The sequence below is a fragment of the Streptomyces sp. NPDC040589 genome, assembly GCF_055594445.1.
Genome location: NZ_JBVIWP010000003.1, coordinates 274520 through 298460, shown reverse-complemented (window position 1 = coordinate 298460; position 23941 = coordinate 274520). Strand labels below are relative to the sequence as shown.

Here is a 23941-nt window from a genome sequence, read left to right as displayed (position 1 = left end):
CGTGTGGTGAAGGTCAGCTCGCGGCCAGGTCCTTATGGATGACCTTGGCCACGGCCTGGATGGTGGTGATGCCGTAGTTCATGGTGCTGTTGCCGTGGGTGAGCACGGTCATCACGTAGTCGTGGCCGCCGCCCTTGAACGCGCCGACGCTGTGCACCCGCCAGCCGTTCGTGGAGCGCTGCAGCCAGCCGTTCTTGACGGCCACGGTGACGCCCGAGGGCACCCCGTACGGCGTTCCCCAGCGCTGGGACGAGACGACCTGGCCCATCAACTTCAGGATGTAGGAGCGGGAGTTGTCGCTCAGGACCGCGTTCTTGGCGGTGAGGAGCTTCAGCAGCTTCTGCTCGTCGGTGACGGTGATCTGGGTCAGGCCCCAGTAGCCGTTCGCGCCGGGCTTGGTCTGGGTCATGCCGGCGGCGCTGAGGAAGCCCTTGATCTTCGTCATGCCGAGCTGCTTCCACAGGGCGGAGGTCGCCGCGTTGTCCGACTTGGTGATCATGGCCTTGGCGAGGGTGTTCTCGCGGTCGGTGAGATACCGGTTCGTCTTCTTCGCGTCCCAGAGCAGGGTGGCGAGAACTGTCACCTTGACGACGCTGGCCGAGTCGTAGGCGGAACTCGCGCGCAGCGTGCAGGTGGTGTTGGTGCTGCGGTCGTAGAGGCCGACGGCGACGGTGCCCTTGCGGCCGGCGAGCGCGGCGGTGATGTCCTTCTGCAGCTTGGCGGCGAGGCCGGCCTTGGCCGAGGTGCAGGTCACGGTCGGTGTGGCAGCGGCGGCGGGCGTGGCGGTGGCGACGAGCGGCACGAGCACACCCGTACCCACGGCCGCCGCCAGCACTCTCGCGCGGCGGGATATCCCAGAAGTCATGCACCCTTGACTCGCGGACCAGTGGCAAAGGTTGTAGGCCTTGGTGAAGGCTTGTACGAGTCGTTACCGGGGGCTGTGCGTTTCACAGGCGACGGCCAGCTTCGGCACAGCGGCCACCAACCGGGGCTGTCCACCATGCTCGGGTGACATCTGCCACCGAACCCCAGCTCCGCACCGCAGCCGTGCCTCCCTCACCCGCGCCGGGGGAACGGGCCGCCCCGCGCTGGTCGCTGCCCGTGCTGCTCGCGATCCTCGCCCTGGCCGCGGTGCTCTACTCCTGGAATCTGTCCGCCTCCAGCCTCAACAGCTTCTACAGCGCGGCCGTGCTGAGCGGCACGCAGAGCTGGAAGGCGTGGTTCTTCGGCTCGCTGGACGCCGGGAACTTCCTCACCGTCGACAAGCCGCCGCTCGCGCTGATGGTCATGGGCCTGTCGTGCCGTGTCTTCGGGTACGGCACCTGGCAGATGATGCTGCCGATGGTCCTGGTCGCGCTGGCGACGATCTGGATCGTGCACGCCTCGGTGAAGCGGGTGTGGGGCCACGGCGCGGCGACGGTGGCCGCGCTGGTCCTGGCCCTGACCCCGATCACGGTCGCCATCAACCGCGACAACAACCCCGACACGCTGCTGGTGTTCCTGATGGCCGGCGGCGCGGCGCTCGCCCTGCGGTCCGTCCACAACGGCAGGCTGTCGCCGCTGGTCGGCTCCGCGGTCTGCTTCGGCCTCGCCTTCAACACGAAGATGCTCCAGGGGTACATCGCGCTGCCCGCCGTCTTCGCGGTCTACCTGTACGCGGCGAGGCCGAAGCTCGTGAAGCGCGTCGTCAACCTCCTCGTCGCGGGCGTCGCTCTGGCCGTCTCCAGCCTCTGGTGGGCGGCGGCGGTCTCGCTCGTCCCGGCCGACGACCGCCCCTACATCGGCGGTTCGACGGACGGCACGGCCTGGGACCTGATCATGGGCTACAACGGCCTGGGCCGGATCCTCGGCGGCGAGGGCAACGGCGGAGGCGGCGGTGGCGGAGGCTTCTCCGGGACCGCGGGGCTCGGCCGCCTCTTCAACGACATCCTCGGCGGCCAGATCTCCTGGCTGATCCCCTTCGCGGCCATCGCCTGCGTCGGCGGACTGGTGCTGTGCGGCCGCGCCCCGCGCACCGACCTCACCCGCGCCGCGCTGCTGTTGTGGGGCGGCTGGACGACCCTGCACTACCTGACCTTCGCCATGGCCGAGGGCACGATGCACCCGTACTACACGACCGCGCTCGCTCCCGGCATCGCGGCGCTGTGCGGAGGCGGCGGTGTGATGCTGCTGCGCGCGTTCCGCGCCGACAAGCGGTGGGCGTGGGTGCTGCCGGCGGGCCTGGGCATCACGGCCGTCTGGGCTGTCGTGCTCCTGCGGCGGGCCTCCGGCTGGAACACCTGGCTGTGGCCGGCGATCGCCGTCGTCATGGGGCTGGCGGTCGTGGGACTGCTCGTCTTCCGGTCCGCGTCCGGGACACGGGTACGGCTGCTGGCGGCATCCGTGGTGGCGGCGGTCGTCGCCGCCGTGGCGGGTCCGGCGGCGTACGCCTGGTCGGTGCCGTCCGGTTCGGGCGGCGGCATGGGCGGTACGAACCCGACTGCCGGCCCGTCGACGGGCAGTGGCTTCGGCGGGCCCGGGGGCGGCCGGGGGTTCCCGGGCGGTGGCGGGTCCGGCGTGCCCGGCGGTGCGGGGATGCCTGACGGTGGGACGCAGCAGGGCGGGAACGCCCAGGCGGGCGGTGGCTTCCCGGGTGGCGGGATGCCGTCCGGCGGGCAGAGCGAACAGGACGGGCGGAGCGGGCAGGCCCCCGGCGGCAGCGGTGGGACCGGCGGCACGCCCCCGAACGGCACGAGCGGTGGCCAGTCGGGCGAAGCGGGCGCCCAGCCCGGGCGTACGGGCGGCGGCATGGGTGGCGGACCCGGCGGTGGCGGCATGGGCGGCGGCGCGAGCGGTGAGCTCATCTCGTACCTGAAAAAGCACCAGGACGGGGCCAAGTGGCTGCTGGCCGTGTCCAGTTCGCAGGGCGCCGCCCAGCTGATCGTGAGCAGCGGCGAGCCCGTCATCTCCATGTGGGGCTGGTCCGGCTCCGACAAGGCGATGACCCTGGCCAAGCTCAAGGAGCTGGTGAAGAAGGGCGAGTTGCACTACATCCAGCTCGGCGGCGGCATGGGCGGCGGCCCCGGCGGCGGCAGCAGTGCCGGCTCCGAGGTGACGGCGTGGGTGCAGAAGCACGGCACGGCGGTGAAGGAGAGCGAGTACAGCAAGACCGCGACCTCCACCTCCGAGTCCTCGTCGCAGTCGGACCAGTCGAACCAGAACCAGTCGAACCAGGCCGCGATCTACCGCCTGGACCCGTCCGACGTCAGCTGATCGCACACAACTCCGAATGAACGGCCCCCGACCCTTCGGTCAGGGGCCGTTCACCCGTCCCCGATCATGGACACCGGTGTCCGGCGAACGGGTGAAGGGAAACGCAGGCGTGGGCTACTGCCTGGAGATGAGCACCGGCGACATGCGGACGGTGGTGCGGCTGCTCACCGCGGTGGAGCGGACCGAGCGGCAGGAGCGCACGCTCGCCCGGGTGCGCACGGAGTGCGAGCGGACCGACGTCCGGTTCCAGGAGCAGGGCATCGACCTCGACGTCTCCATCGCCCAGGCCCTGGACGAACTGATCGAGGGCACCCCGAGCGCCGGCCTCTGCCCCTCGTACAGCTACGCCTTCTACCAGGCCGTCGCGGCGCACTTCTCTGACCCGACCGACCTCGGCGCCTGGCGACGGCCTTCGTGGTTCCACGCCATGGACGACGAACTGGCCCGGCACGGCGTACCGTCCGACCTGCTCCCCGGCACGTTCCTGTTCCGCGGCCCGCCGCTGCGTCTCCCCCACCCCGGGGACGCGGTGCCCGCCATCGGGACCCTGCCGGCCCAGCGGGCCGGGGCCCTCGCCGACGCCTACGCCTCCGTGCTCGACCGTCTCGACCCCGAGTACCGCGACGCGGCCCGCCGGTTCGCCGAGGTCATGCGGTTCGAGGCGGAGGAGTGGGAGAGTTCGCGGAAGCTCGGGACGAACCCGGACACGATCCTCTTCTGGTTCCACTGACCACTGCGGGAACCCTTGACGCCGTCTTTCCCATCGGGATACTTGCGGTCGACAGCGCGCCAACTGCCGTGTCAGCGAGCTGAGTTCGTCTCTTCCGATCTGATACCGCCGACGGCACCGCATGTCCGAGATCCCGAACGCCGTACGAGGTTTCGCCCCCACGCGTCACGGCCACCCCCACAGGAGGATCCACCATGAGCCCACGCAAGGCAGTCGTCGCCGCCTTGGCCGCCGCACTGCTGGCCGGCCCCGGCGTCGCCCAGGCCGCCACCCCGCAGACCACCGCGGCACCCGCCCCGGCCCGCGACCGCGCCGCGGCGGCGACCATCACCTGGTCCCTGGTCCGCGCGAGCAACCCCACCGAGGACCAGCGCTCGGCCTACGACCTGATCACCAAGGCCATGAACGCGGCCGTGGCCCGCTACAACAACCTCAGCGACCTGGGCAAGACCCTCACGGTCCGCTACGAGCCGGGCGTCCCCACGGCCGACGGCAACATCAACGGGACGATCCGCTTCGGCAGCAACCGCAGCTACATGAACGAGCGGACGGCCCTGCACGAGATCTCCCACACCATCGGCGTGGGCACCAGCTCGGGCTGGTCCCGCCTCGGCGGCAGCGGCACCTGGACCGGCGGACAGGCCACCGCCCTCGTCAGGCAGTACGACGGCTCCGGCGCCAAGATCTCCACCGGTGGCGGGCACTTCTGGCCCTACGGCCTGAACTACGACAACGAGTGGTCGGCCACGGCGGCCGACCGGCACGTCCACATCGTCGCCGCGATGGTCCGCGACGGCCTCTAGGCCGTGCTCGAGACCCGGCGTCCGCAGGCCTGTTGCCGCGGGTGCCGGGTACCCGGTTCAGGCACGGGCTGCTGTGCGGTCGAAGGACGGGAGGTCGGGGCGGTGGCAGTGAAGGCGATGGGGTGGGCGCACTCGTTCCCCATGTCCGAGGGAGTGCGCGCCGGGCGGCAGTGGACACGGGGGCGTCTCGCGTCCCTGCCCTGGGCCGCTGCCGAGCCGGACACGGTGGACGCCATCGTGCTGGCCGTGTCCGAGCTGATCACCAATGCGCACATCCACGCGCACAGCGACGCGCATCTGGTCCTCACATGGGACGGTGACTGCCTCCATGTGAGCGTCCACGACGAGGATCCGACGCTGCCGCGCCGGCGCGAGGCGGAGCCGGGGGATCTCGGCGGCCGCGGAGTGGCCATCGTGCGGATGCTCGCCGACGAGTGGGGGATGAGGTGCCAGCGGCACGGCAAGACGGTGACGGCATGCTTCCGCCCCGCCGGCACCGGCACAGATGAATGAGTGTCAGTCGGTCTCGGGGTGCTTGCCGGGGCCGTCGGCGCCGGGGGACAGCGGAGTGGGTGACAGTGTGGTGTCCTCCTCGCCGGGCTCCAGAAGGGTGTCGGCGGCGCCGACGATGAGCGGGTCGGGCATGCCGACCGCCTCGCGGTCCTTGCTGGCGTAGTCGATGCGCGACAGCAGACTCCGCATGGTCTCCAGCCGGGCGCGTCTCTTGTCGTTGCTCTTGACGACGGTCCAGGGGGCGTGCGCGGTGTCCGTGGCGCGGAACATGTCGACCTTCGCCTCGGTGTAGTCGTCCCAGAGGTCCAGCGAGGCCAGGTCGGTGGAGGAGAGCTTCCACTGGCGCACCGGGTCGACCTGCCGGATCGCGAAGCGGGTGCGCTGCTCGGAGCGGGACACGGAGAACCAGAACTTCACCAGCACGATGCCGTCGTCGACCAGCATCCGCTCGAAGGCCGGGCACTGGTCGAGGAACAGCTCGTACTCGTCCTTGGAGCAGAATCCCATCACGCGCTCCACGCCGGCCCGGTTGTACCAGGAGCGGTCGAACAGGACGATCTCCCCGGCCGTCGGCAGCTGCGCGATGTACCGCTGGAAGTACCACTGGCCCGTCTCGCGTTCGGTGGGCTTGTCCAGGGCGACCACGCGTGCGCCGCGCGGGTTGAGCCGCTCGGTCAGCCGCTGGATCGTGCCGCCCTTGCCCGCCGCGTCACGCCCCTCGCACACGACGACCACGCGGGCGCCGGTGTCCTTGACCCACCGCTGGAGCTTGAGCAGTTCGATCTGCAGGACGCGCTTGGTCCGCTCGTACTCCTTGCGGCCCACCCTGCGGTCGTACGGATGGTTCTCCTGCCAGGTCCGGAGGGGACGCCCGTCCGCGTCCAGCAGGATCGGCCGCTCTCGGCGGCTGGCATCCACGGTCAGCCCGTCCAGCAGCTTGTCCGCGTCGCGGGTGTCGCCGGTGGCTTCGGTGTCTTCGGTGTCTTCGGTGTCTTCGGTGTCTTCGGTGTCTTCGGTGTTCATCACCGCGCTCCCCGCTCGGCCCTCACCGTCGGTCAGAAGGGCATGCGGCCCCGGGTGCGGCGACCTGCGGAACCGCTGCGGCTCACCGCCCGCGAGCTGGTGTGGAAAGGCTTGCTGAAGAGCCGTCCCAGAACGCCGGGCGCCTTGCCACCGGCCCGCGCCCCGGCCCCGAGCGTACGTTGCGTGCCGCGTTCGGGATGGTGGGAGAGACGGGGGACGAGGAACGCCAGGACGGCCAGGACCACACACACGCCGATGACGACGGCGACTACCATGATCGACTCCCTTCGCTGGTGGACTGCTCCACGAGTGCCCCGCCTTCTCCCACCCATGTGAGGAACGAGAGAACACGACCCGGCCGGTCCGGCCGCAGCTCAGTCCAGATGCGTCGGCGCGAACATCCGCAGCACGGCCGGGAGCAGGACCACCGAGGGACCGGGCGCCCCGAGTGCCTTCGCGAGATCCTGCTCCAGGGTCTCCGGGGTCGTACGGACCCCGGGGACGCCGAAGGACTCCGCCAGTGCCACATAGTCGGGCCGGGTCAGTTCCGTCGCGGTCGCCTCGCCGAACGCGTCGCTCATGTACTCGCGCAGGATGCCGTAGCCGCCGTCGTCGACGATCAGCCAGGTGACGTTCAGGTCGTACTGGCGGGCCGTCGCCAGCTCGGCGATCGAGTACAGGGCGCCGCCGTCGCCGGAGACCGCGAGGACCGGCCGGGTCGGGTCGGCCGCCGCGGCGCCGAGTGCCGCCGGGAAGCCGTAGCCGAGGCCGCCCGCGCCCTGCGCGGAGTGCATGTGGTTGGGGCCCTTGGCGTCGAACGCCGACCAGGCCCAGTACGCGAGGATCGTCATGTCCCAGAAGGACGGGGAGTCGGCGGGCAGCGCCCTGCGGACGGACGCCAGCACGTCCTGCTCCAGGGTGAGTTCCTGGGAGGCGATGCGCTCGGCGACCTTCCCGAGCACCTCGCGTACGCGCTCCGGAGCGTCCGGGTCCCGGCGTTCGGACACCGTCTCCAGCAGCGCCTGCAGCGCGAGGCGGGCGTCCGCGTGAACGCCCAGGGCCGGGTGGTTGGACTCCAGCTTGCCGAGGTCGGCCTCGATCTGGATCACTCGGCCGCGCGGCTTGAACGTGTGGTAGTTCGAGGAGAGTTCCCCGAGTCCCGAGCCGACCACCAGGAGGACGTCCGCGTCCTCCAGGAAGTCCGTGGTGTGCCGGTCCTCGATCCAGGACTGGAGCGACAGCGGGTGCTTCCAGGGGAAGGCGCCCTTGCCGCCGGGGGTCGTGACGACCGGCGCCTGGACCAGCTCCGCCAGTTGCCTCAGCTTGCCGGAGGCGTCCGCCCGTACGACTCCCCCGCCCGCGATGATCGCCGGGCGTTCGGCACGAGACAGCAAGTGGGCCGCCACGGCGGTCAGTTCGGGGCGCGGCGGCAGGTCCTCGGGGAAGGCGTCGCCGCCCGTCACCACCGGGATCACCGTCGGCGCGAGCAGTACGTCCTGCGGGATCTCCACCCACACCGGGCCGTGCGGGGCGGTCAGTGCCGACTTCCAGGCCGCCTCGATGGCGGACGGGATCTGCGACTGGGTGCGGACGGTGTGGACCGACTTGACCACGCCCCGGAACGAGGCGGACTGGTCGGGCAGTTCGTGCAGATAGCCGTGCCGGCCGCCGCCCAGGCCGGCGCTGGGGATCTGGCTGCCGATCGCCAGCACGGGCGCGGAGGCCGCTGCCGCCTCCTGGAGCGCGGCCAGGGAGGTCAGGGCACCCGGTCCCGTCGACAGCAGCAGGGGCGCGGCCTCGCCCGTGATCCGGCCGTAGGCGTCCGCGGCGAACCCGGCGTTGTTCTCCACCCGCAGGCCGATGTACCTGAGGTCCGAGCGGCGCAGGGCGTCGAACATGCCGAGCGCGTGCTGGCCGGGCAGACCGAAGACGGTCGTCGCGCCCAGCCCGGCCAGCGTCTCCACGACCAGGTCTCCGCCGTTGCGGCCGGGTGGCGGGTTGAGGGCGGCCTCCGTCTGGGCGGGCGTCGGGCGGAGTACCAGGTCGTGGTCGTGAGTCACTTCGCTTCCGAGTCCTTCCGGGCCGCGGCGATCTGGCGGGACATGATCGTGGTCAGTTCGTAGGCCGTGTGGGACGCGGCCACCGACGTGATCTCGGCGTGATCGTACGCGGGGGCCACCTCGACGACGTCGGCGGAGACCAGGTTGCAGGACGACAGCCCGCGCAGGATCTCCAGCAGTTCGCGCGAGGTCATGCCGCCGGCCTCGGGCGTGCCCGTGCCGGGCGCGTGGGCCGGGTCGAGGCAGTCGATGTCGATGGAGATGTACAGCGGCCGGTCGCCGATGCGCTGGCGGAGCTGGTCGGCGACCTCGTCGGCGCCGCGCCGGTAGACGTCCGCCGAGGTGACGATGCCGAAGCCCATCTTCTCGTCGTCGGTCAGGTCCTGCTTGCCGTAGAGCGGGCCGCGGGTGCCGACGTGGGAGAGGGCGGAGGTGTCGAGGATGCCCTCCTCCACCGCGCGCCGGAAGGGGGTTCCGTGCGTGTACTCGGCGCCGAAGTAGGTGTCCCAGGTGTCGAGGTGGGCGTCGAAGTGGAGCAGGGCCACCGGGCCGTGCTTCTTCGCCACCGACCGCAGCAGGGGCAGCGCGATGGTGTGGTCGCCACCGAGGGTCATCAGACGGGCGCCGGTGTCCAGCAGGTCGTCCGCCGCCGCCTCGACCGTCTCCACCGCCTCGTTGATGTTGAACGGGTTGGCGGCGATGTCACCGGCGTCCGCGACCTGCGCGAGGGCGAAGGGCGATGCGTCCTGCGCCGGGTTGTACGGGCGCAGCAGCCGGGACGCCTCCCGGATCGCGTTGCCGCCGAAGCGGGCGCCCGGCCGGTACGAGACACCAGAGTCGAACGGCACGCCCACCACGGCGACATCGGCCCGTCCGCCGACCTCGTCCAGCCGGGGCAGCCGGGCGAAGGTCGCGGGGCCCGCGTACCGCGGAACGCGGGAGGAGTCGACGGGCCCGCGGGGAGTCTCGTTGCTGCTCATGAAGAAATGCCTTCTTTCCTACGCTTCATCGCGTATGTACCGCTTGCCTTATGACCTTACCGGGGAGTCGCGGCCGGTTCGGACGCGAGTTCGGACTCGGGTTCGGATGCCCGTCCCGCGAGCCGCTCGCGCCAGGCGGCGAGGACGGCGGCGTCGGTGGCCGGGGTGGCGAAGGAGACGACCAGATAGGCGGCGAGCGAGGCGAGCAGACCGTAGTAGACGGGCTCGTTGGCGAGGATGCCGTACGTCGCCATCAGGCCGACGACCGCGAGTCCGCCGACCACGACCGAGGCGAGAGCGCCGTGGACCGTGCCCCGCTTCCACACCAGGCCGCCGAGGATCGGCACGAGCAGACCGCCGACGAGGAGGTTGTAGGCGACGGTCAGCGCCTCCACGACGTTGTCGATGGCGATGGCCGTGCAGATGACCGCGAGCCCCATGATCAGGATGAAGACGCGGTTACCCCTCACCTCGTCGTGGTCGTCCGCGTTCTCGGCATGTTCGGCCGGTGCCTTGACCATGCCCCGCAGCCGGGACCAGATGTCGTTGTTGGCGACGGTGGCGCAGGCGATCAGCGCGCCGGAGGACGTCGACATCACGGCGGCCAGGGCGGCGGCCAGCACCAGCCCGCGCACTCCGACGGGCAGTTCCTCCTTCACGATCGTCGCGAAGGCGTCGTCCGGGCTGCCGAGCTTCGGGTACAGCACCTTGGCCGCCGTACCGATGACCGCGCCGGCGAGGGCGTACGCGAGGCAGTAGGTGCCGGCGACGGTTCCGCCCCACTTGGCGGTCGTGTCGCTGCGGGCGGTGAAGACGCGCTGCCAGATGTCCTGCCCGATGAGCATGCCGAAGGTGTAGATCAGCACGTAGGTGAAGATCGTCTCGCCGCCGATGCCGAGGGGGTCGAAGTACTCGGTGGGCAGCTGGGCCTTCATCTCGCTGAACCCGCCGGCCTTCACCACGGCGATCGGCAGCAGCAGGAGCAGCACGCCGATGGTCTTCACGACGAACTGCACCATGTCCGTCAGGGTGATCGACCACATCCCGCCGAGGGTGGAGTACGCGACGACGATCGAGCCGCCGAGGACGATCGCGAGCGCGCGGTTCATGTCGAACAGGACGTCGAAGATCGTGGCGTACGCGATGGTCGAGGTCACCGCGAGCATCAGGGTGTACGCCCACATGACGACGCCGGAGATCACCCCGGCCCGGCCGCCGTAGCGCAGGTCGAGCATCTCGGAGACGGTGTAGACCTTCAGCCGGGCGATGCGGGCGGAGAAGAAGACGGACAGGGCGAGCAGGCCGAGGCCGATGGTGAAGACCATCCAGGCGCCGGAGAGGCCGTACTGGTAGCCGAGCCCCACACCGCCGATGGTGGAGGCGCCGCCGAGGACGATCGCCGCCATGGTGCCGGAGTACATGGCCGGGCCGAGCCGGCGGCCCGCCACCAGGAACTCGCTCTTGGAGCGGGCGCGGCGCATGCCCCACCAGCCCATGGCCAGCATTCCGGCCAGGTAGACGACGATCACGAGGTAGTCGACGGCCATGGGGCCTCCTTCGCGCACGCACAGGGCGCAGGGCTCGGTCGCGGGGGACGAGGTTGACGAGGACTGACACTAGGTGGCCGGAAAGCGACTGCGAAGTGTACGTTTCATCTATTCGAGCGGCCTTGGCTGGAGGGAACGCACACCATGCCGGACCCGGCGGTCCCCCCGACACCCCCCGTACTCCTCACGTCCCTCCTGGCCAGAGAGGACCTCTCCCTGAGCCGGATCGCCGGTCCGGAGGACCCCGGGACGGTCGTCCACTGGGTGCACACCTCGGAGATGGCGGACCCGTACCCGTATCTGCTGGGCGGGGAGCTGCTGCTCACGGCGGGTGTGCACATCCCGGAGGCGGCGGGCTCCGGGACGTACTTCGACGACTACGTGTCCCGGATCGTGGCGGCGGGCGGCGCGGCCCTCGGCTTCGGGGTGGCGCCGGTGCACGACACGGTGCCGAGGGCGCTGGTCGCGGCCTGCGAGACACACGGCCTGCCGTTGCTGGAGGTGCCGCCGCAGACCACCTTCTCGGGCGTGGCCCGCGCGGTCTGGCAGCTGATGGCCCAGTCCCGCCTGGCCGAACTCCGCCGCGTCACAGAGGCCCAGCAGAGCCTCGCCTCCGCCGCCTCCCGCCCCGACCCGGTCCCCTCGGTCCTCCGCCAGCTCGCCCAGCGACTGGGCGGCTGGGCGGTGCTGTACGGCCCGGAGGGCGCGGAGATCGCGGGGGCGGGGCGGAGGCCCGGGGAGGAGGCGGCATCGGCACTGGCGGCCTTGGCGGGGGTGGTGCGGCCGGCGCCTCCGGCGGGTGCGGCGTCGCGGACCGGCTCCGCATCGCGCGGGCATTCAACCGGGCCCCGGCCAGGTGAACCCGAGGCGGCAGCCTCCCGCTCACCCCACGGACCTGCCACACCGGCCGGCCATCAGCCACCCAGCGACACCGGCCGCTCCGCCCCCACCTCCGCCACCGACACCACCGCCGGCACCCACCTCGCCGCCTACGCCCTCGGCGCCGGGCACGGGTTCGTGCTCGGGATCGCGACCCCGCAGCGGGCGCCGGGGGATCACACGGTCGTGTCCGTCGCGGCCGTGCTTCTCTCCCTCCTCACCGGCGAGCAGCAGAGCGGCACCGGTGCCGCTCGTTCCTCGGCGCTGGTGCGGCTGCTGCTGGGCGCGCCGCCCGAGGAGGTCGCGCCGCTGCTCGGTGCTCAGCGGTGGGTCGTCGTGCATGCCCGGCCGGACGGGGAGGGCGCTCCGGACGCCGTCGCGGCCTCCGCGCTGGGTGCCGCGCTCGGTTCCGCCCTGGTCGATCAGGCGGGTGACGTCGTGAGGGTCCTGGTCCCGGCCGACCGGGCACCGGCCCCGCTGCCCGGCTGGACCCTGGGCGTCAGCGCCGCCGTCGCCCCGCACGACTGGCCCGCCGCCGACACCCAGGCCGCCCGCGCCCTGGCCCGGGCCCGCGCCACCCGGACCCCGCTGCTGCGGCAGGCCCCGCGCCCCGCCCTCGCCGACCTGGTCCCGCCCGACGAGGCGACGGCCCACGCCCGCGCCCTCCTCGCCCCCGTCACGGCACACCCCGCGCTCACCGAGACCCTGCGCACCTGGCTGTCCCTGCACGGCAGTTGGGATCGCACGGCCGTCGCCCTGTCCGTGCACCGCAACACCGTGCGGCAGCGCGTCACCCGGTGCGCGACACTGCTGGAGACGGACCTCGAGGACCCGGACGTACGGATGGAACTCTGGTTCGCGCTACGGCACATCTGAGTATGTGAGCGGGGCCCTTCTGAGTACGTGACGCACGTCCCAGCGTTCGATACGCCAGGGACGCCCACAGGCGGCTGCTCCACAATGGTTGGCATGCCGATACCCGGGACACCCAGCCGCGCCGAACTCGTCGACCATCTCGTCAGGACGCGCATCGCGGGCGACGTCGCCACCCCCCGCGAGAACAACCTCTCCCACTACCGCAAGCTGGCGAACAACGACCGCCACTACTGGCTCGGCCTGGAACTCGGCGCCCGCTGGACCGACGAGCAGGACGTCCTCGCGGTGATGGCGGAACGGGTGGGCGTGAACGACGATCCCGAGCACCGGTACGGCCAGGACACCATCGACCCGGAGCTGACCGTCGCCGGGCTCGAACGCATGGCCGGGCGGCTGCGCAAGGCGGCGGACGGGCGGCAGCGGGTGCTGTTCGCCACCGGCCACCCCGGCGGCCTGCTGGACGTGCACAGCTCGACCGCGGCGGCGCTGCGCGCGGCGGGCTGCGAGATCGTCGTCATCCCGGAGGGCCTGACGACGGAGGAGGGCTACGTCATGCAGTTCGCGAGCGTGGCGGTGCTGGAGCACGGCGCCACCCTCTGGCACACCCACTCGGGCGAGCCGATGAAGGCGATCCTGACCGCCATGGAACGCGAGGGCCGCCCCCTTCCCGACCTGGTCGTCGCCGACCACGGCTGGGCGGGCTACGCGGGCCAGCACGGCGTCGACTCCGTCGGCTACGCCGACTGCAACGACCCGGCCCTGTTCATCGCCGAGGCCGAGGGCACCGTGCAGGTGACGGTGCCCCTCGACGACCACGTGGTCAGCCCGCGCCACTACGACCCGATGACGGCGTACCTGCTGGCGGAGGCCGGCCTCAGCTAGACGACGGGGCCTGAGCGCCCTGGTCGCGCGGGACGCGGACCACGCCCTCCTGGATCACGGAGATGGCCAGCCGCCCGTCCTGCGTGTAGATACGAGCCTGTCCCAGTCCCCGGCCGCCGTACGCGGACGGGGACTCCTGGTCGTAGAGCAGCCACTCGTCCGCCCGGAACGGCCGGTGGAACCACATCGCGTGGTCCAGCGAGGCCCCGACCACGTCACCGACGGCCCAGCCGCCCCGCCCGTGCGCGAGCAGCACGGAGTCGAGCAGCGTCATGTCGGAGACGTAGGTGGCGAGGACGACGTGCAGCAGCGGCTCGTCGACCGCGCCGCCCAGCTTGCCGTTGGTCCGGAACCACACCTGCGAGTGCGGTTCGCGCGGCTCGCCGAACTTCCCGTACGGCGGCTCCTCGACGTACCGCAGATCGACGGCCGCCCGCGCCTCCGCGAACTTCTCCACCACGGCCGGGTCGATATGGCCGTACCCGCGCAGCCGTTCCTCACCGGTGGGGAGCGTGGCGGGATCGGGCGCGGCCGGCATCGGCTCCTGATGGTCCAGGCCGTCCTCGTACACCTGGAACGACGCCGAGAGATGGAAGATCGGCTTGCCGTGCTGGACGGCGACCACCCGGCGGGTGGTGAAGGAGCGGCCGTCGCGGATCCGGTCGACGGTGTAGACGATGGGCGCGCCGGGATCCCCGGGGCGCAGGAAGTACGCGTGCAGGGAGTGCGCGGGCCGGTCCTCGGGGACCGTACGCCCGGCGGCGACGAGCGCCTGCGCCGCGACCTGCCCGCCGAAGACCCGGGGAACGACGGCGGACCGGGACCGGCCGCGGAAGATGTTCTCCTCGATCTGCTCGAGGTCGAGCAGATCGAGGAGATCTTGAAGTGCCTGGCTCATGAGAACTGTTGTACCGGCCGATGACGACAGTCGGTTTACAGGCCCATGTCCTTCGCGATGATCGACTTCATGATCTCGCTGGTGCCGCCGTAGATGCGGTTGACGCGGTTGTCCGCGTACAGGCGGGCGATCGGGTACTCGTTCATGAAGCCGTAGCCGCCGTGCAGCTGGAGGCAGCGGTCGATGACGCGGTGGGCGACCTCGGTGCAGAACAGCTTGGCGGAGGCGGCCTCGGCGGGGGTGAGTTCACCGGCGTCCAGGGCTTCGGTGGCGCGGTCGACGACGGCCTCGGCGGCGTCCACCTCGGCCTGGCAGGCGGCCAGCTCGAACTTGGTGTTCTGGAAGGACGCGACCGTCTTGCCGAAGACGGTGCGGTCCTGCACGTACTGCTTGGCGAACCGCACGGCGGCCTTGGCCTGGGCGTAGGCGCCGAAGGCGATGCCCCAGCGCTCGGAGGCCAGGTTGTGGCCCAGGTAGTAGAAGCCCTTGTTCTCCTCGCCGAGGAGGTCCTCGACGGGGACCTTGACGTCGACGAACGCCAGCTCGGCGGTGTCGGAGGTCTTCAGGCCGAGCTTGTCGAGCTTGCGGCCGACCGAGTAGCCCTCGGCCTTGGTGTCCACGACGAAGAGGGAGATGCCGTGGCGGCGGTCCTCGGCGGTGGGCGCGGAGGTGCGGGCGCAGACGATCATGCGGTCGGCGTGCACGCCGCCGGTGATGAAGGTCTTGGCGCCGTTGAGGACGTAGTGCGTGCCGTCCTCGGAGAGCTTGGCGGTGGTCTTCATGCCCGCGAGGTCGGAGCCGGTGCCCGGCTCGGTCATCGCGATGGCCCACATCTCCTCGCCGGAGACGAACTTCGGCAGGTACCGCTTCTTCTGCTCGTCGGTGGCGAGCAGCTTGATGTACGGCAGGCCCAGCAGGACGTGGACGCCGGAGCCGCCGAACTGGACACCGGCGCGAGCGGTCTCCTCGTACATCACGGCCTCGAACTTGTAGCTCTCCAGGCCCGCGCCGCCGAACTCCTCCGGCACGTTGATGCCGAAGATGCCCAGGTCGCCGAGCTTGTAGTAGAAGTCGCGCGGCGCCTGGCCGGCAGCGAACCACTCGTCGTACACCGGCACGACCTCGGCCTCGATGAAGGCGCGGATGGTCTCCCGGAACGCCTCGTGATCCTCGTTGAACACCGTACGGCGCACGCCGCCACCTCCACGGACCTCGTATGTCTAAGCGCTTGCTCATATCAAGATACCGGCGAGTATCAACGACCGTCCAGGGTGGAGGCGGGGTAACGCTCGTCACGGTGGCGGGGGGCGTGGCACGCGGGTGAGCGAAGCCGAGGCCCCCGACCCCCTACCCCTCCGCCGCCGCAAACGCCCCCCGCGCCATCCGATGCAGCAACTCGGCCACAGCCCCCCGCCCGGCCAGCGCCCCGGCCCTCCCCAGATGCGGCGTCGAGTTCAGCAACCCGAACACCGAATGCACGGCCGACCGCGCAGCGGGCTCCCCCAACCCGGGATACACCTGCCGCACCACCCCCACCCACAGCTCCACGTACTGCCGCTGCAACTGCCGCACCATCTTCCGGTCACTGTCCCGGAGGCGGTCCAGCTCCCGGTCGTGCAGGGTGATCAGTGGACGGTCGTCGAGCGCGAAGTCGATATGCCCCTCGATCAGCGAGTCGAGGACCACCCCCGCCCCCACACCCCCGTCCGCCTCCGCCTCCGACAACCGCCGCTTCGCCCCGGTCAGCAACTGCCCGCTGATCCCCACCAGCAGCTCCGCGAGCATCGCGTCCTTGCCCGCGAAGTGCCGGTACAGCCCGGGCCCGCTGATCCCCACCGCGGCGCCTATCTCGTCGACTCCGACCCCATGGAAGCCCCGCTCGGCGAACAGCCGGGCGGCCTCCTTGAGGATCTGCTCGCGGCGGGTGGGTGCGTCGGTCCTGGTTGCCATGAAAACAATTCTAGACAGGGAGGTTAGCGGTCGTTAACCTGAAGGAAATGCGTTAACGCTCATTAACAAGGTGAGGGGACCCGCAGGATGCACGAGGCACCGGAGCTCACGACCGCGGCAGACCCCGCGTCGGAGCCCTTTCGGGCCAACGAGGAGGCCCACCGCATCCTCGTCGACGAGTTGCGCGCCAAGCTGGCCACAGCCGCCCAGGGCGGCGGCGAGAAGTCCCGCGCCCGCCACACCGCGCGCGGCAAACTGCTCCCCCGCGACCGCGTCGACACCCTCCTCGACCCGGGCTCACCGTTCCTGGAGCTGGCCCCGCTCGCGGCCGACGGGATGTACGAGGACCAGGCCCCGGCCGCCGGTGTCATCGCCGGCATCGGCCGGGTCAGCGGCCGCGAAACGGTGATCATCGCCAACGACGCCACGGTCAAGGGCGGCACGTACTACCCGATGACGGTCAAGAAGCACCTCCGCGCCCAGGAGGTCGCCCTCGACAACCGCCTCCCCTGTGTCTACCTCGTGGACTCCGGCGGCGCGTTCCTCCCCATGCAGGACGAGGTCTTCCCCGACCGCGACCACTTCGGCCGGATCTTCTACAACCAGGCCCGTATGTCCGGCGCCGGCATCCCCCAGATCGCCGCTGTCCTCGGCTCCTGCACGGCCGGCGGGGCGTACGTCCCGGCGATGAGCGACGAGGCGGTGATCGTCCGCGACCAGGGCACGATCTTCCTGGGCGGGCCGCCCCTGGTGAAGGCGGCCACCGGCGAGGTCGTCACGGCGGAGGAGCTGGGCGGCGGCGAGGTCCACTCCCGTGTCTCGGGCGTCACCGACCACCTCGCGGAGAACGACGCGCACGCCCTGCGCATCGTCCGCACCATCGTCTCCACCCTCCCCGCGCGCGGGACGCTCCCCTGGGAGGTCACGGAGGCGACGGAACCCAAGGTCGACCCGCACAGCCTCTACGGCGCGGTCCCGGTCGACTCCCGCACGCCGTACGACGTACGGGAGATCATCGCCCGGGTCGTCGACGGCTCCCGGTTCGCCGAGTTCAAGTCCGAGTTCGGCCAGACGCTGGTCACCGGCTTCGCCCGGATCCACGGCCACCCGGTGGGCATCGTCGCCAACAACGGCATCCTGTTCTCCGAGTCCGCCCAGAAGGGCGCCCACTTCATCGAGCTGTGCGACCAGCGCGGCATCCCCCTCGTCTTCCTCCAGAACATCTCCGGCTTCATGGTCGGCAAGGACTACGAGGCGGGCGGCATCGCCAAGCACGGCGCCAAGATGGTCACGGCGGTGGCCTGCACCCGCGTACCGAAACTGACGGTCGTCGTGGGCGGCTCCTACGGAGCGGGGAACTACTCCATGTGCGGCCGGGCGTACTCCCCCCGCTTCCTGTGGATGTGGCCCAACGCCAAGATCTCCGTCATGGGCGGCGAGCAGGCCGCCTCGGTCCTCGCGACCGTCAAGCGCGACCAGCTTGAGGCGCGCGGCGAGTCCTGGCCTGCGGCGGACGAGGACGCCTTCAAGGCCCCGATCCGCGCCCAGTACGAGCGGCAGGGCAGCGCCTACTACGCGACGGCCCGCCTCTGGGACGACGGCGTGATCGACCCGCTGGACACCCGTCAGGTCCTGGGCCTGGCCCTGACCGCGTGCGCCAACGCGCCCCTGGGTGACCCCCAGTTCGGCGTCTTCCGGATGTGAGGGGACGGACGACGATGTTCGAGACAGTGCTTGTGGCCAACCGGGGCGAGATCGCCGTACGCGTCATCCGTACGCTGCGGTCGATGGGCGTGCGCTCGGTGGCCGTCTTCTCCGACGCGGACGCCGACGCCCGGCACGTCCGCGAGGCGGACACGGCGGTCCGGATCGGACCGGCCCCGGCGTCCGAGAGCTATCTGTCGGCGGAGCGCCTCCTGGAGGCCGCCGCCCGCACCGGCGCCCAGGCGGTCCACCCCGGCTACGGCTTCCTCGCCGAGAACGCCGCCTTCGCGCGGGCGTGCACCGAGGCCGGCCTGGTCTTCATCGGCCCTCCGGCGGACGCGATCTCCCTCATGGGCGACAAGATCCGCGCCAAGGAGACGGTCATGGCCGCCGGAGTCCCCGTGGTGCCCGGCGGACGCGACCCGGACCTGGCCGAGGCGGCCCGCGAGCTGGGCGCGCCCGTGCTGCTGAAGCCGAGCGCGGGCGGCGGCGGCAAGGGCATGCGCCTGGTGCGGGACCTGACGCGACTGGAGGAGGAGATCGCCTCGGCCCGCCGCGAGGCCCGCGCCTCCTTCGGCGACGACACCCTCCTCGTAGAGCGCTGGATCGACCGCCCCCGGCACATCGAGATCCAGGTCCTGGCCGACGCCGACGGCCATGTCGTGCACCTCGGGGAGCGCGAGTGCTCCCTCCAGCGCCGCCACCAGAAGATCATCGAAGAGGCCCCGAGCGTCCTCCTCGACGAGGAGACGCGTGCCGCGATGGGCGAGGCGGCGGTCCAGGCGGCCCGCTCCTGCGGCTACCGGGGCGCGGGCACGGTGGAGTTCATCGTCAACGGCGGCGACCCGTCCTCGTACTACTTCATGGAGATGAACACCCGCCTCCAGGTGGAACACCCGGTCACCGAGCTGATCACCGGCCTGGACCTGGTCGAATGGCAGCTGCGGGTGGCGGCAGGCGAGCCTCTCGGTTTCGCCCAGGAGGACGTCCGCCTCACCGGCCACGCTGTGGAGGCCCGTATCTGCGCCGAGGACCCGGCCCGCGGCTTCCTCCCCTCCGGCGGCACGGTCCTGCGACTGCGCGAACCACAAGGCGACGGCGTCCGCACCGACTCGGGCCTCACCGAGGGCACGGAGGTCGGCAGCCTCTACGACCCGATGCTCTCCAAGGTCATCGCGTACGGCCCCGACCGCGCGACCGCCCTGCGCAAACTCCGCTCGGCCCTGGCGGAGACGGTCACGCTCGGCGTGCAGACGAACGCCGGCTTCCTGCGGCGCCTGCTCGCCCACCCGGCGGTCATCGCGGGCGACCTGGACACCGGCCTGGTCGAGCGCGAGGTCGAGGGGCTGGTCCCCACGGACGTACCGGAGGAGGTCTACGAGGCGGCGGCGGCCGTACGCCTGGACGCCCTGACACCCGAACCCGGCGGCTGGACGGACCCCTTCTCGGTCCCGTCCGGCTGGCGCCTGGGCGGTCGGCCGAAGCCACCGGCCTTCCACCTGAGGGCGCAAGAGGCGCTGGAGTACACCCCACGCGGCACCGCCGCGGTCACCGGCGACCATGTCTCGGTCACCCTGGACGGCGTCCGCCACACCTTCCACCGCGCCGCCGACTGGCTCGGCCGCGACGGCGACGCCTGGCACGTACGCGACCACGACCCGGTGGCGGCGTCGCTCAGCCGCGCGGCCCACGCGGGCGCCGACTCCCTCACCGCGCCCATGCCCGGCACGGTGACGGTGGTGAAGGTCGCCGTCGGCGACGAGGTGACGGCGGGCCAGAGCCTGCTGGTGGTGGAGGCGATGAAGATGGAGCACGTCATCTCCGCCCCGCACGCCGGCAAGGTCACGGAGCTGGACGTGGCGCCGGGCTCGACGGTCGCCATGGACCAGGTCCTGGCGGTCATCGCACCCCACGAGGAGGCGGAGTGATGACAGCCCACGGTCTCCCGATGACGGTCCCGGCCGAGGACCTCCCCACCCGCGTCCGCATCCACGAGGTAGGCGCCCGCGACGGCCTGCAGAACGAGAAGGCGACGGTCCCCACGGAGGTCAAGGCGGAGTTCATCCACCGCCTGGCCGCCGCGGGCCTGACGACGATCGAGGCGACGAGCTTCGTCCACCCCAAGTGGGTCCCCCAACTGGCGGACGCGGAACAGCTGTTCCCGATGGTGAGCGACCTCGACGCCGCCCTCCCGGTCCTGGTCCCGAACGAACGCGGCCTGGACCGCGCCCTGGCGCTCGGCGCCCGCCGGGTCGCGGTCTTCGCCAGCGCCACGGAGTCCTTCGCCAAGGCCAACCTCAACCGCACGGTGGACGAGGCACTGGCGATGTTCGACCCGGTCGTCACCCGCGCCAAGGCGGAGGGGGCCCACGTCCGCGGCTACCTCTCCATGTGCTTCGGCGATCCCTGGGAGGGCGCGGTCCCGATCTCCCAGGTGGTGAAGGTCTGCAAGGCCCTGATGGACATGGGGTGCGACGAGCTGAGCCTGGGCGACACGATCGGAGTGGCGACCCCCGGCCACGTGGTCGCCCTCCTCGCGGCACTGGACGAGGCGGGCATCCCGCCCACCACCCTCGCCGTCCACTTCCACGACACCTACGGCCAGGCCCTCGCCAACACGCTCGCGGCGCTCCAGCAGGGCGTGACGACGGTCGACGCCTCCGCGGGCGGCCTGGGCGGCTGCCCGTACGCGAAGTCGGCGACCGGCAACCTCGCCACCGAAGACCTCGTGTGGATGCTGCGGGGCCTCGGCATCGACACCGGAATCGACCTCGGCCGCCTCGTCGCCACGAGCGCGTGGATGGCCACCCACCTGGGCCGACCCAGCCCGTCCCGCACCGTCCGAGCCCTGTCCCACGAGGACCTCGTGGACATCGAGGAGCACTGATCACGATGGATTACCGTCTCTCCCCCGAGCTGGAGGAACTCCGCCGCACCATCGAGGAGTTCGCGCACGAGGTGGTGGCGCCGAAGATCGGCGACTTCTACGAGCGGCACGAGTTCCCGTACGAGATCGTCCGCGAGATGGGCCGCATGGGCCTGTTCGGCCTGCCGTTCCCCGAGGAGTACGGCGGCATGGGCGGCGACTACCTCGCGCTGGGCGTGGCCCTGGAGGAATTGGCGAGGGTCGACTCCTCGGTCGCGATCACCCTGGAAGCCGGTGTCTCGCTCGGCGCGATGCCGGTCTACCGCTACGGCACGGAAGCCCAGAAGCGCGAGTGGCTCCCCCGCCTCTGCTCGGGCGAACTCCTGGGCGCGTTCGGCCTGACGGAACCGGACGGCGGCAGCGACGCGGGCGCGACCCGTACGACGGCCCGCCTGGACTCCTCCACGAACGAATGGGTGATCAACGGCACGAAGTGCTTCATCACCAATTCGGGCACCGACATCACGGGCCTGGTGACGGTCACGGCGGTCACCGGCCGGTCGGCGGACGGCAAACCGCACATCTCCTCGATCATCGTCCCGTCGGGCACGCCCGGCTTCACGGTCGCGGCCCCGTACTCGAAGGTCGGCTGGAACGCCTCGGACACCCGCGAGTTGTCCTTCTCGGACGTCCGCGTCCCGGCCGCCAACCTCCTGGGCGAGGAGGGCCGCGGCTACGCCCAGTTCCTCCGCATCCTCGACGAGGGCCGCATCGCCATCGCGGCCCTGGCTACGGGCCTGGCACAGGGCTGCGTGGACGAATCGGTCAAGTACGCCAAGGAACGCCGGGCCTTCGGCAAGCCCATCGCCGCCAACCAGGCGATCCAGTTCAAGATCGCCGACATGGAGATGAAGGCCCACACGTCCCGCCTCGCCTGGCGCGACGCGGCAGCCCGCCTGATCGCGGGCGAGCCCTTCAAGAAGGAGGCGGCCCTCGCGAAGCTCCACTCGTCGACCGTGGCGGTGGACAACGCCCGCGAGGCCACCCAGATCCACGGTGGCTACGGCTTCATGAACGAGTACCCGGTCGCCCGCATGTGGCGCGACTCCAAGATCCTCGAAATCGGCGAGGGCACGAGCGAGGTCCAGCGGATGCTGATCGCGCGCGAACTGGGGCTGGCGGGCTGAGAACCCGGTCCGGGGCCTGCGCCGACCATGACGCAGGCCCTTCGGATACGGGAGAACGGGCAACACCCACCCAGGGTCACCAGGCGACCGCATGGGGAAGCCCTCAGTACCCTGGACCATGGACTACGCGAGGATGCGCGCACTCGCCGAGGAACTCGGAGCCTACGCCGAGCATCTGGAAGGGCCCTGGAGCGTCGAGATCGGCCCGTCGGGTCCGATACTGAGCATGATGTGCCCCTCGAAGCGCCGCGAGGGAACGGTCCGCCGCATCTGCAGACGGCTGGACGAGCAGCTCGCCAGCACCCACCCGGGCTACATCTGCGCCAACGGCCCCGAGATCGAACACCCGGCGATCGGCCGCATGCGCCGCCCGGACATCCCCGAGTCCGTACTCGACGAGGAGGGTCTGGCGGTCGACGCGACCCAGGTCCTGGCCGTCATCGAGATCGTCTCACCATCGAACCCGAACAACGACTACGGCGAGAAGCTCAGCGAATACCCCGCCATGGGCATCCCGCACTACCTGATCGTCGACCCCCGCACCGGCACCATCGAGGTCCACTCCGACCCGTACAGGAACCGCTACAGCCGCAAGGACCCTTACATCTTCGGAGACTCGGTACCGCTCGGCCCCTGGACAGTCGAAACCACGGCCTTCCGCCGCTACGGCCGGTCTGAAGCCCCATAGACAGACAAGCCCGGCGCGTTCGCGCCGGCCCCGGCACCGCGATGTTCGTCGAACCGCGCACCGGCCACCGCGATGACCAGTACGGCGATGCCGACAAGCACCTGCAGGCAGGCACTGACGATGGCGCGGAGCCGGAACAGCAGTGCCGCGGCCAGCAGTATGACGCCGCCGGCGATGCCCACGTACAGCCAGTTGGGGGTGAGGGTGATGTCGGAGTTGTCCGCTCCGGGATCGAACGGCTGCCAGCCGCTGTAGTCGATGCCGAGCAGGAAAGCCGCGACGGCCCCGATGCCGTCGAGGACGAGCAGCCCCGCGGCCAGGGCGATGTCCCCGGCCAGGGGCAGCCACCGGCGCCCGGTTCGCGGGGGCGGCACGTTGTCCCCGCGGAACCGCGGCAGGCCGGGGGCCCCGGAGAGGGGGTCGGTCATGGGTACCAGTTTCCCTCGAGAGCCGTGACCGGGCCCGGAGTACGGGTACTCAGGGCCCGGCGGTGTGCGGATGTCAGCCGTGGATGAGAGGCGAACCGAGGAGGTCCTCGGTCACCGCGCCCCGGCCGTCACCCTCGATGTCGTAGACGATCGTCGCGTCCGTCGACCAGTACAGCTCGCCGTCGTACACCGCGGACGGCGCGACGCAGGTGTTCGCGGGATCCTCCGCGAACCACGAGTAGTTGTCGTTGACGAGCTTGGTCAGGTCGCACGTCTTCGACGTGACGACATGGTCCCCGCTGGTCTTGGTCAGACGCTCCTCGATCCGCGTCGTTATCTTGAAGCTGGTGAACCGCTTGGAGTTGTCGACGACCTGGTCGTCGATGATCCCCCAGCTCACGACCGACTTGCCGGTCACGCTGCCGGACACGTTCCCGGCGTTCTCGACGTAATACGTGGTCTGCGGCTTCTGGCCGGGGAAGACCACGTCGAACTCCGAATCGGCGGTACCGGCCGCGGCCGGCGCCGCGGCCAGGGCGACAAGTGCGAGGGCGGCGGCGCCGCCCGCGACACTGGTGGACAGAAACTTCTTCATGATGGCGTCCCTTTCCGCGGCTGGGCCGGACTACAGGCCCATGCCGGTGAAGGTGCGCTCCAGGGAGTCGCATAGAGACG

Annotated in this window: 22 protein-coding genes; 11 read left to right on the top strand and 11 right to left on the bottom strand. The window is 71.1% G+C overall.

The genetic code is table 11. The annotated features are described in order from the left end of the window. Nucleotides 1-13 precede the first annotated feature (13 nt). Nucleotides 14-865, bottom strand: a complete 852-nt coding sequence (locus ACZ58V_RS13905) for a serine hydrolase (RefSeq protein WP_471290140.1) — start codon at nt 863-865, stop codon at nt 14-16. Between the two features lie 143 nt (nt 866-1008). Here ACZ58V_RS13905 and ACZ58V_RS13900 point away from each other — a divergent pair, with 143 nt between their 5' ends. From ACZ58V_RS13900 to ACZ58V_RS13885, 4 genes are all read left to right on the top strand, one after another. Next, complete coding sequence (locus ACZ58V_RS13900) at nt 1009-3252, top strand: ArnT family glycosyltransferase (protein ID WP_471290138.1); 2244 nt, start codon at nt 1009-1011, stop codon at nt 3250-3252. Between the two features lie 76 nt (nt 3253-3328). Further along, nucleotides 3329-3982 carry a DUF7691 family protein gene (locus ACZ58V_RS13895; protein ID WP_471290137.1) on the top strand — a complete coding sequence of 218 codons (654 nt, stop codon included), beginning with the start codon at nt 3329-3331 and terminating at the stop codon, nt 3980-3982. Between the two features lie 194 nt (nt 3983-4176). Then, nucleotides 4177-4785 carry a hypothetical protein gene (locus tag ACZ58V_RS13890; protein WP_471290135.1) on the top strand — a complete coding sequence of 203 codons (609 nt, stop codon included), beginning with the start codon at nt 4177-4179 and terminating at the stop codon, nt 4783-4785. 102 nt (nt 4786-4887) lie between these two features. Beyond that, nucleotides 4888-5298, top strand: a complete 411-nt coding sequence (locus ACZ58V_RS13885) for an ATP-binding protein (RefSeq protein ID WP_468190075.1) — start codon at nt 4888-4890, stop codon at nt 5296-5298. A gap of 3 nt (nt 5299-5301) precedes the next feature. Here ACZ58V_RS13885 and ppk2 read toward each other — a convergent pair whose 3' ends face one another. The 5 genes from ppk2 to ACZ58V_RS13860 form a co-directional block, all read right to left on the bottom strand. After that, nucleotides 5302-6321 (bottom strand): polyphosphate kinase 2, encoded by a 1020-nt coding sequence (gene ppk2 / locus ACZ58V_RS13880; RefSeq protein WP_471290133.1) that lies wholly within the window; start codon nt 6319-6321, stop codon nt 5302-5304. A gap of 32 nt (nt 6322-6353) precedes the next feature. Continuing rightward, on the bottom strand, nt 6354-6596 hold the full coding sequence (locus tag ACZ58V_RS13875; protein WP_468190079.1) for a DUF6411 family protein: 243 nt from the start codon (nt 6594-6596) through the stop codon (nt 6354-6356). 99 nt (nt 6597-6695) lie between these two features. Next, entirely contained in the window at nt 6696-8381 is a 1686-nt protein-coding gene (locus ACZ58V_RS13870; protein WP_471290131.1) for a thiamine pyrophosphate-binding protein, read from the bottom strand. After that, on the bottom strand, nt 8378-9361 hold the full coding sequence (gene speB, locus ACZ58V_RS13865) for an agmatinase (protein ID WP_468190083.1): 984 nt from the start codon (nt 9359-9361) through the stop codon (nt 8378-8380). Before speB ends, ACZ58V_RS13870 begins: the two co-directional genes overlap by 4 nt. Nucleotides 9362-9417: 56 nt before the next feature. Continuing rightward, on the bottom strand, nt 9418-10908 hold the full coding sequence (locus tag ACZ58V_RS13860; protein ID WP_471290130.1) for a sodium:solute symporter family protein: 1491 nt from the start codon (nt 10906-10908) through the stop codon (nt 9418-9420). Nucleotides 10909-11052: 144 nt separating this feature from the next. On the opposite strand from ACZ58V_RS13860, the gene ACZ58V_RS13855 reads away from it, so the two are divergent. Together ACZ58V_RS13855 and ACZ58V_RS13850 are read left to right on the top strand one after the other, a co-directional pair. Continuing rightward, nucleotides 11053-12663: a helix-turn-helix domain-containing protein gene (locus ACZ58V_RS13855; RefSeq protein WP_471290129.1), complete on the top strand. Its 1611-nt coding sequence runs from the start codon at nt 11053-11055 to the stop codon at nt 12661-12663. A gap of 93 nt (nt 12664-12756) precedes the next feature. Next, nucleotides 12757-13545 carry a phosphatase gene (locus ACZ58V_RS13850; RefSeq protein WP_471290127.1) on the top strand — a complete coding sequence of 263 codons (789 nt, stop codon included), beginning with the start codon at nt 12757-12759 and terminating at the stop codon, nt 13543-13545. On the opposite strand, the gene ACZ58V_RS13845 is transcribed toward ACZ58V_RS13850, so the two are convergent. The 3 genes from ACZ58V_RS13845 to ACZ58V_RS13835 all read right to left on the bottom strand — a co-directional run bounded on the left by ACZ58V_RS13845 (nt 13538) and on the right by ACZ58V_RS13835 (nt 16393). Further along, the gene (locus ACZ58V_RS13845) at nt 13538-14443 is read right to left on the bottom strand and encodes an acyl-CoA thioesterase (protein WP_468190091.1); all 906 of its coding nucleotides are present in this window, start codon (nt 14441-14443) and stop codon (nt 13538-13540) included. The genes ACZ58V_RS13850 and ACZ58V_RS13845 overlap by 8 nt on opposite strands. A 35-nt stretch (nt 14444-14478) precedes the next feature. Continuing rightward, nucleotides 14479-15636 carry an acyl-CoA dehydrogenase family protein gene (locus ACZ58V_RS13840; RefSeq protein ID WP_468190093.1) on the bottom strand — a complete coding sequence of 386 codons (1158 nt, stop codon included), beginning with the start codon at nt 15634-15636 and terminating at the stop codon, nt 14479-14481. Between the two features lie 154 nt (nt 15637-15790). Then, entirely contained in the window at nt 15791-16393 is a 603-nt protein-coding gene (locus tag ACZ58V_RS13835) for an SACE_7040 family transcriptional regulator (protein WP_189723825.1), read from the bottom strand. 87 nt (nt 16394-16480) lie between these two features. Here ACZ58V_RS13835 and ACZ58V_RS13830 point away from each other — a divergent pair, with 87 nt between their 5' ends. The 5 genes from ACZ58V_RS13830 (at nt 16481) to ACZ58V_RS13810 (ending at nt 22838) form a co-directional block, all read left to right on the top strand. After that, entirely contained in the window at nt 16481-18097 is a 1617-nt protein-coding gene (locus tag ACZ58V_RS13830) for a carboxyl transferase domain-containing protein (RefSeq protein WP_468190096.1), read from the top strand. Nucleotides 18098-18111: 14 nt separating this feature from the next. Next, a complete protein-coding gene (locus tag ACZ58V_RS13825) occupies nt 18112-20025 on the top strand; it encodes an acetyl/propionyl/methylcrotonyl-CoA carboxylase subunit alpha (protein ID WP_471290126.1) in 1914 nt (637 codons plus the stop codon). Continuing rightward, nucleotides 20025-20984, top strand: coding sequence for a hydroxymethylglutaryl-CoA lyase (locus ACZ58V_RS13820; RefSeq protein ID WP_471290125.1), 960 nt, complete (start codon nt 20025-20027; stop codon nt 20982-20984). The genes ACZ58V_RS13825 and ACZ58V_RS13820 overlap by 1 nt, the downstream gene beginning before the upstream one ends. 5 nt (nt 20985-20989) lie before the next feature. Further along, the gene (locus ACZ58V_RS13815; RefSeq protein WP_471290124.1) at nt 20990-22150 is read left to right on the top strand and encodes an acyl-CoA dehydrogenase family protein; all 1161 of its coding nucleotides are present in this window, start codon (nt 20990-20992) and stop codon (nt 22148-22150) included. A gap of 118 nt (nt 22151-22268) precedes the next feature. Continuing rightward, a complete protein-coding gene (locus tag ACZ58V_RS13810; RefSeq protein ID WP_471290123.1) occupies nt 22269-22838 on the top strand; it encodes a Uma2 family endonuclease in 570 nt (189 codons plus the stop codon). On the opposite strand, the gene ACZ58V_RS13805 is transcribed toward ACZ58V_RS13810, so the two are convergent. Next, nucleotides 22814-23266, bottom strand: coding sequence for a DUF6234 family protein (locus tag ACZ58V_RS13805; protein WP_471290121.1), 453 nt, complete (start codon nt 23264-23266; stop codon nt 22814-22816). The genes ACZ58V_RS13810 and ACZ58V_RS13805 overlap by 25 nt on opposite strands. Nucleotides 23267-23339: 73 nt before the next feature. Next, nucleotides 23340-23861, bottom strand: coding sequence for a hypothetical protein (locus ACZ58V_RS13800; RefSeq protein ID WP_468190108.1), 522 nt, complete (start codon nt 23859-23861; stop codon nt 23340-23342). Nucleotides 23862-23941: the final 80 nt, after the last annotated feature.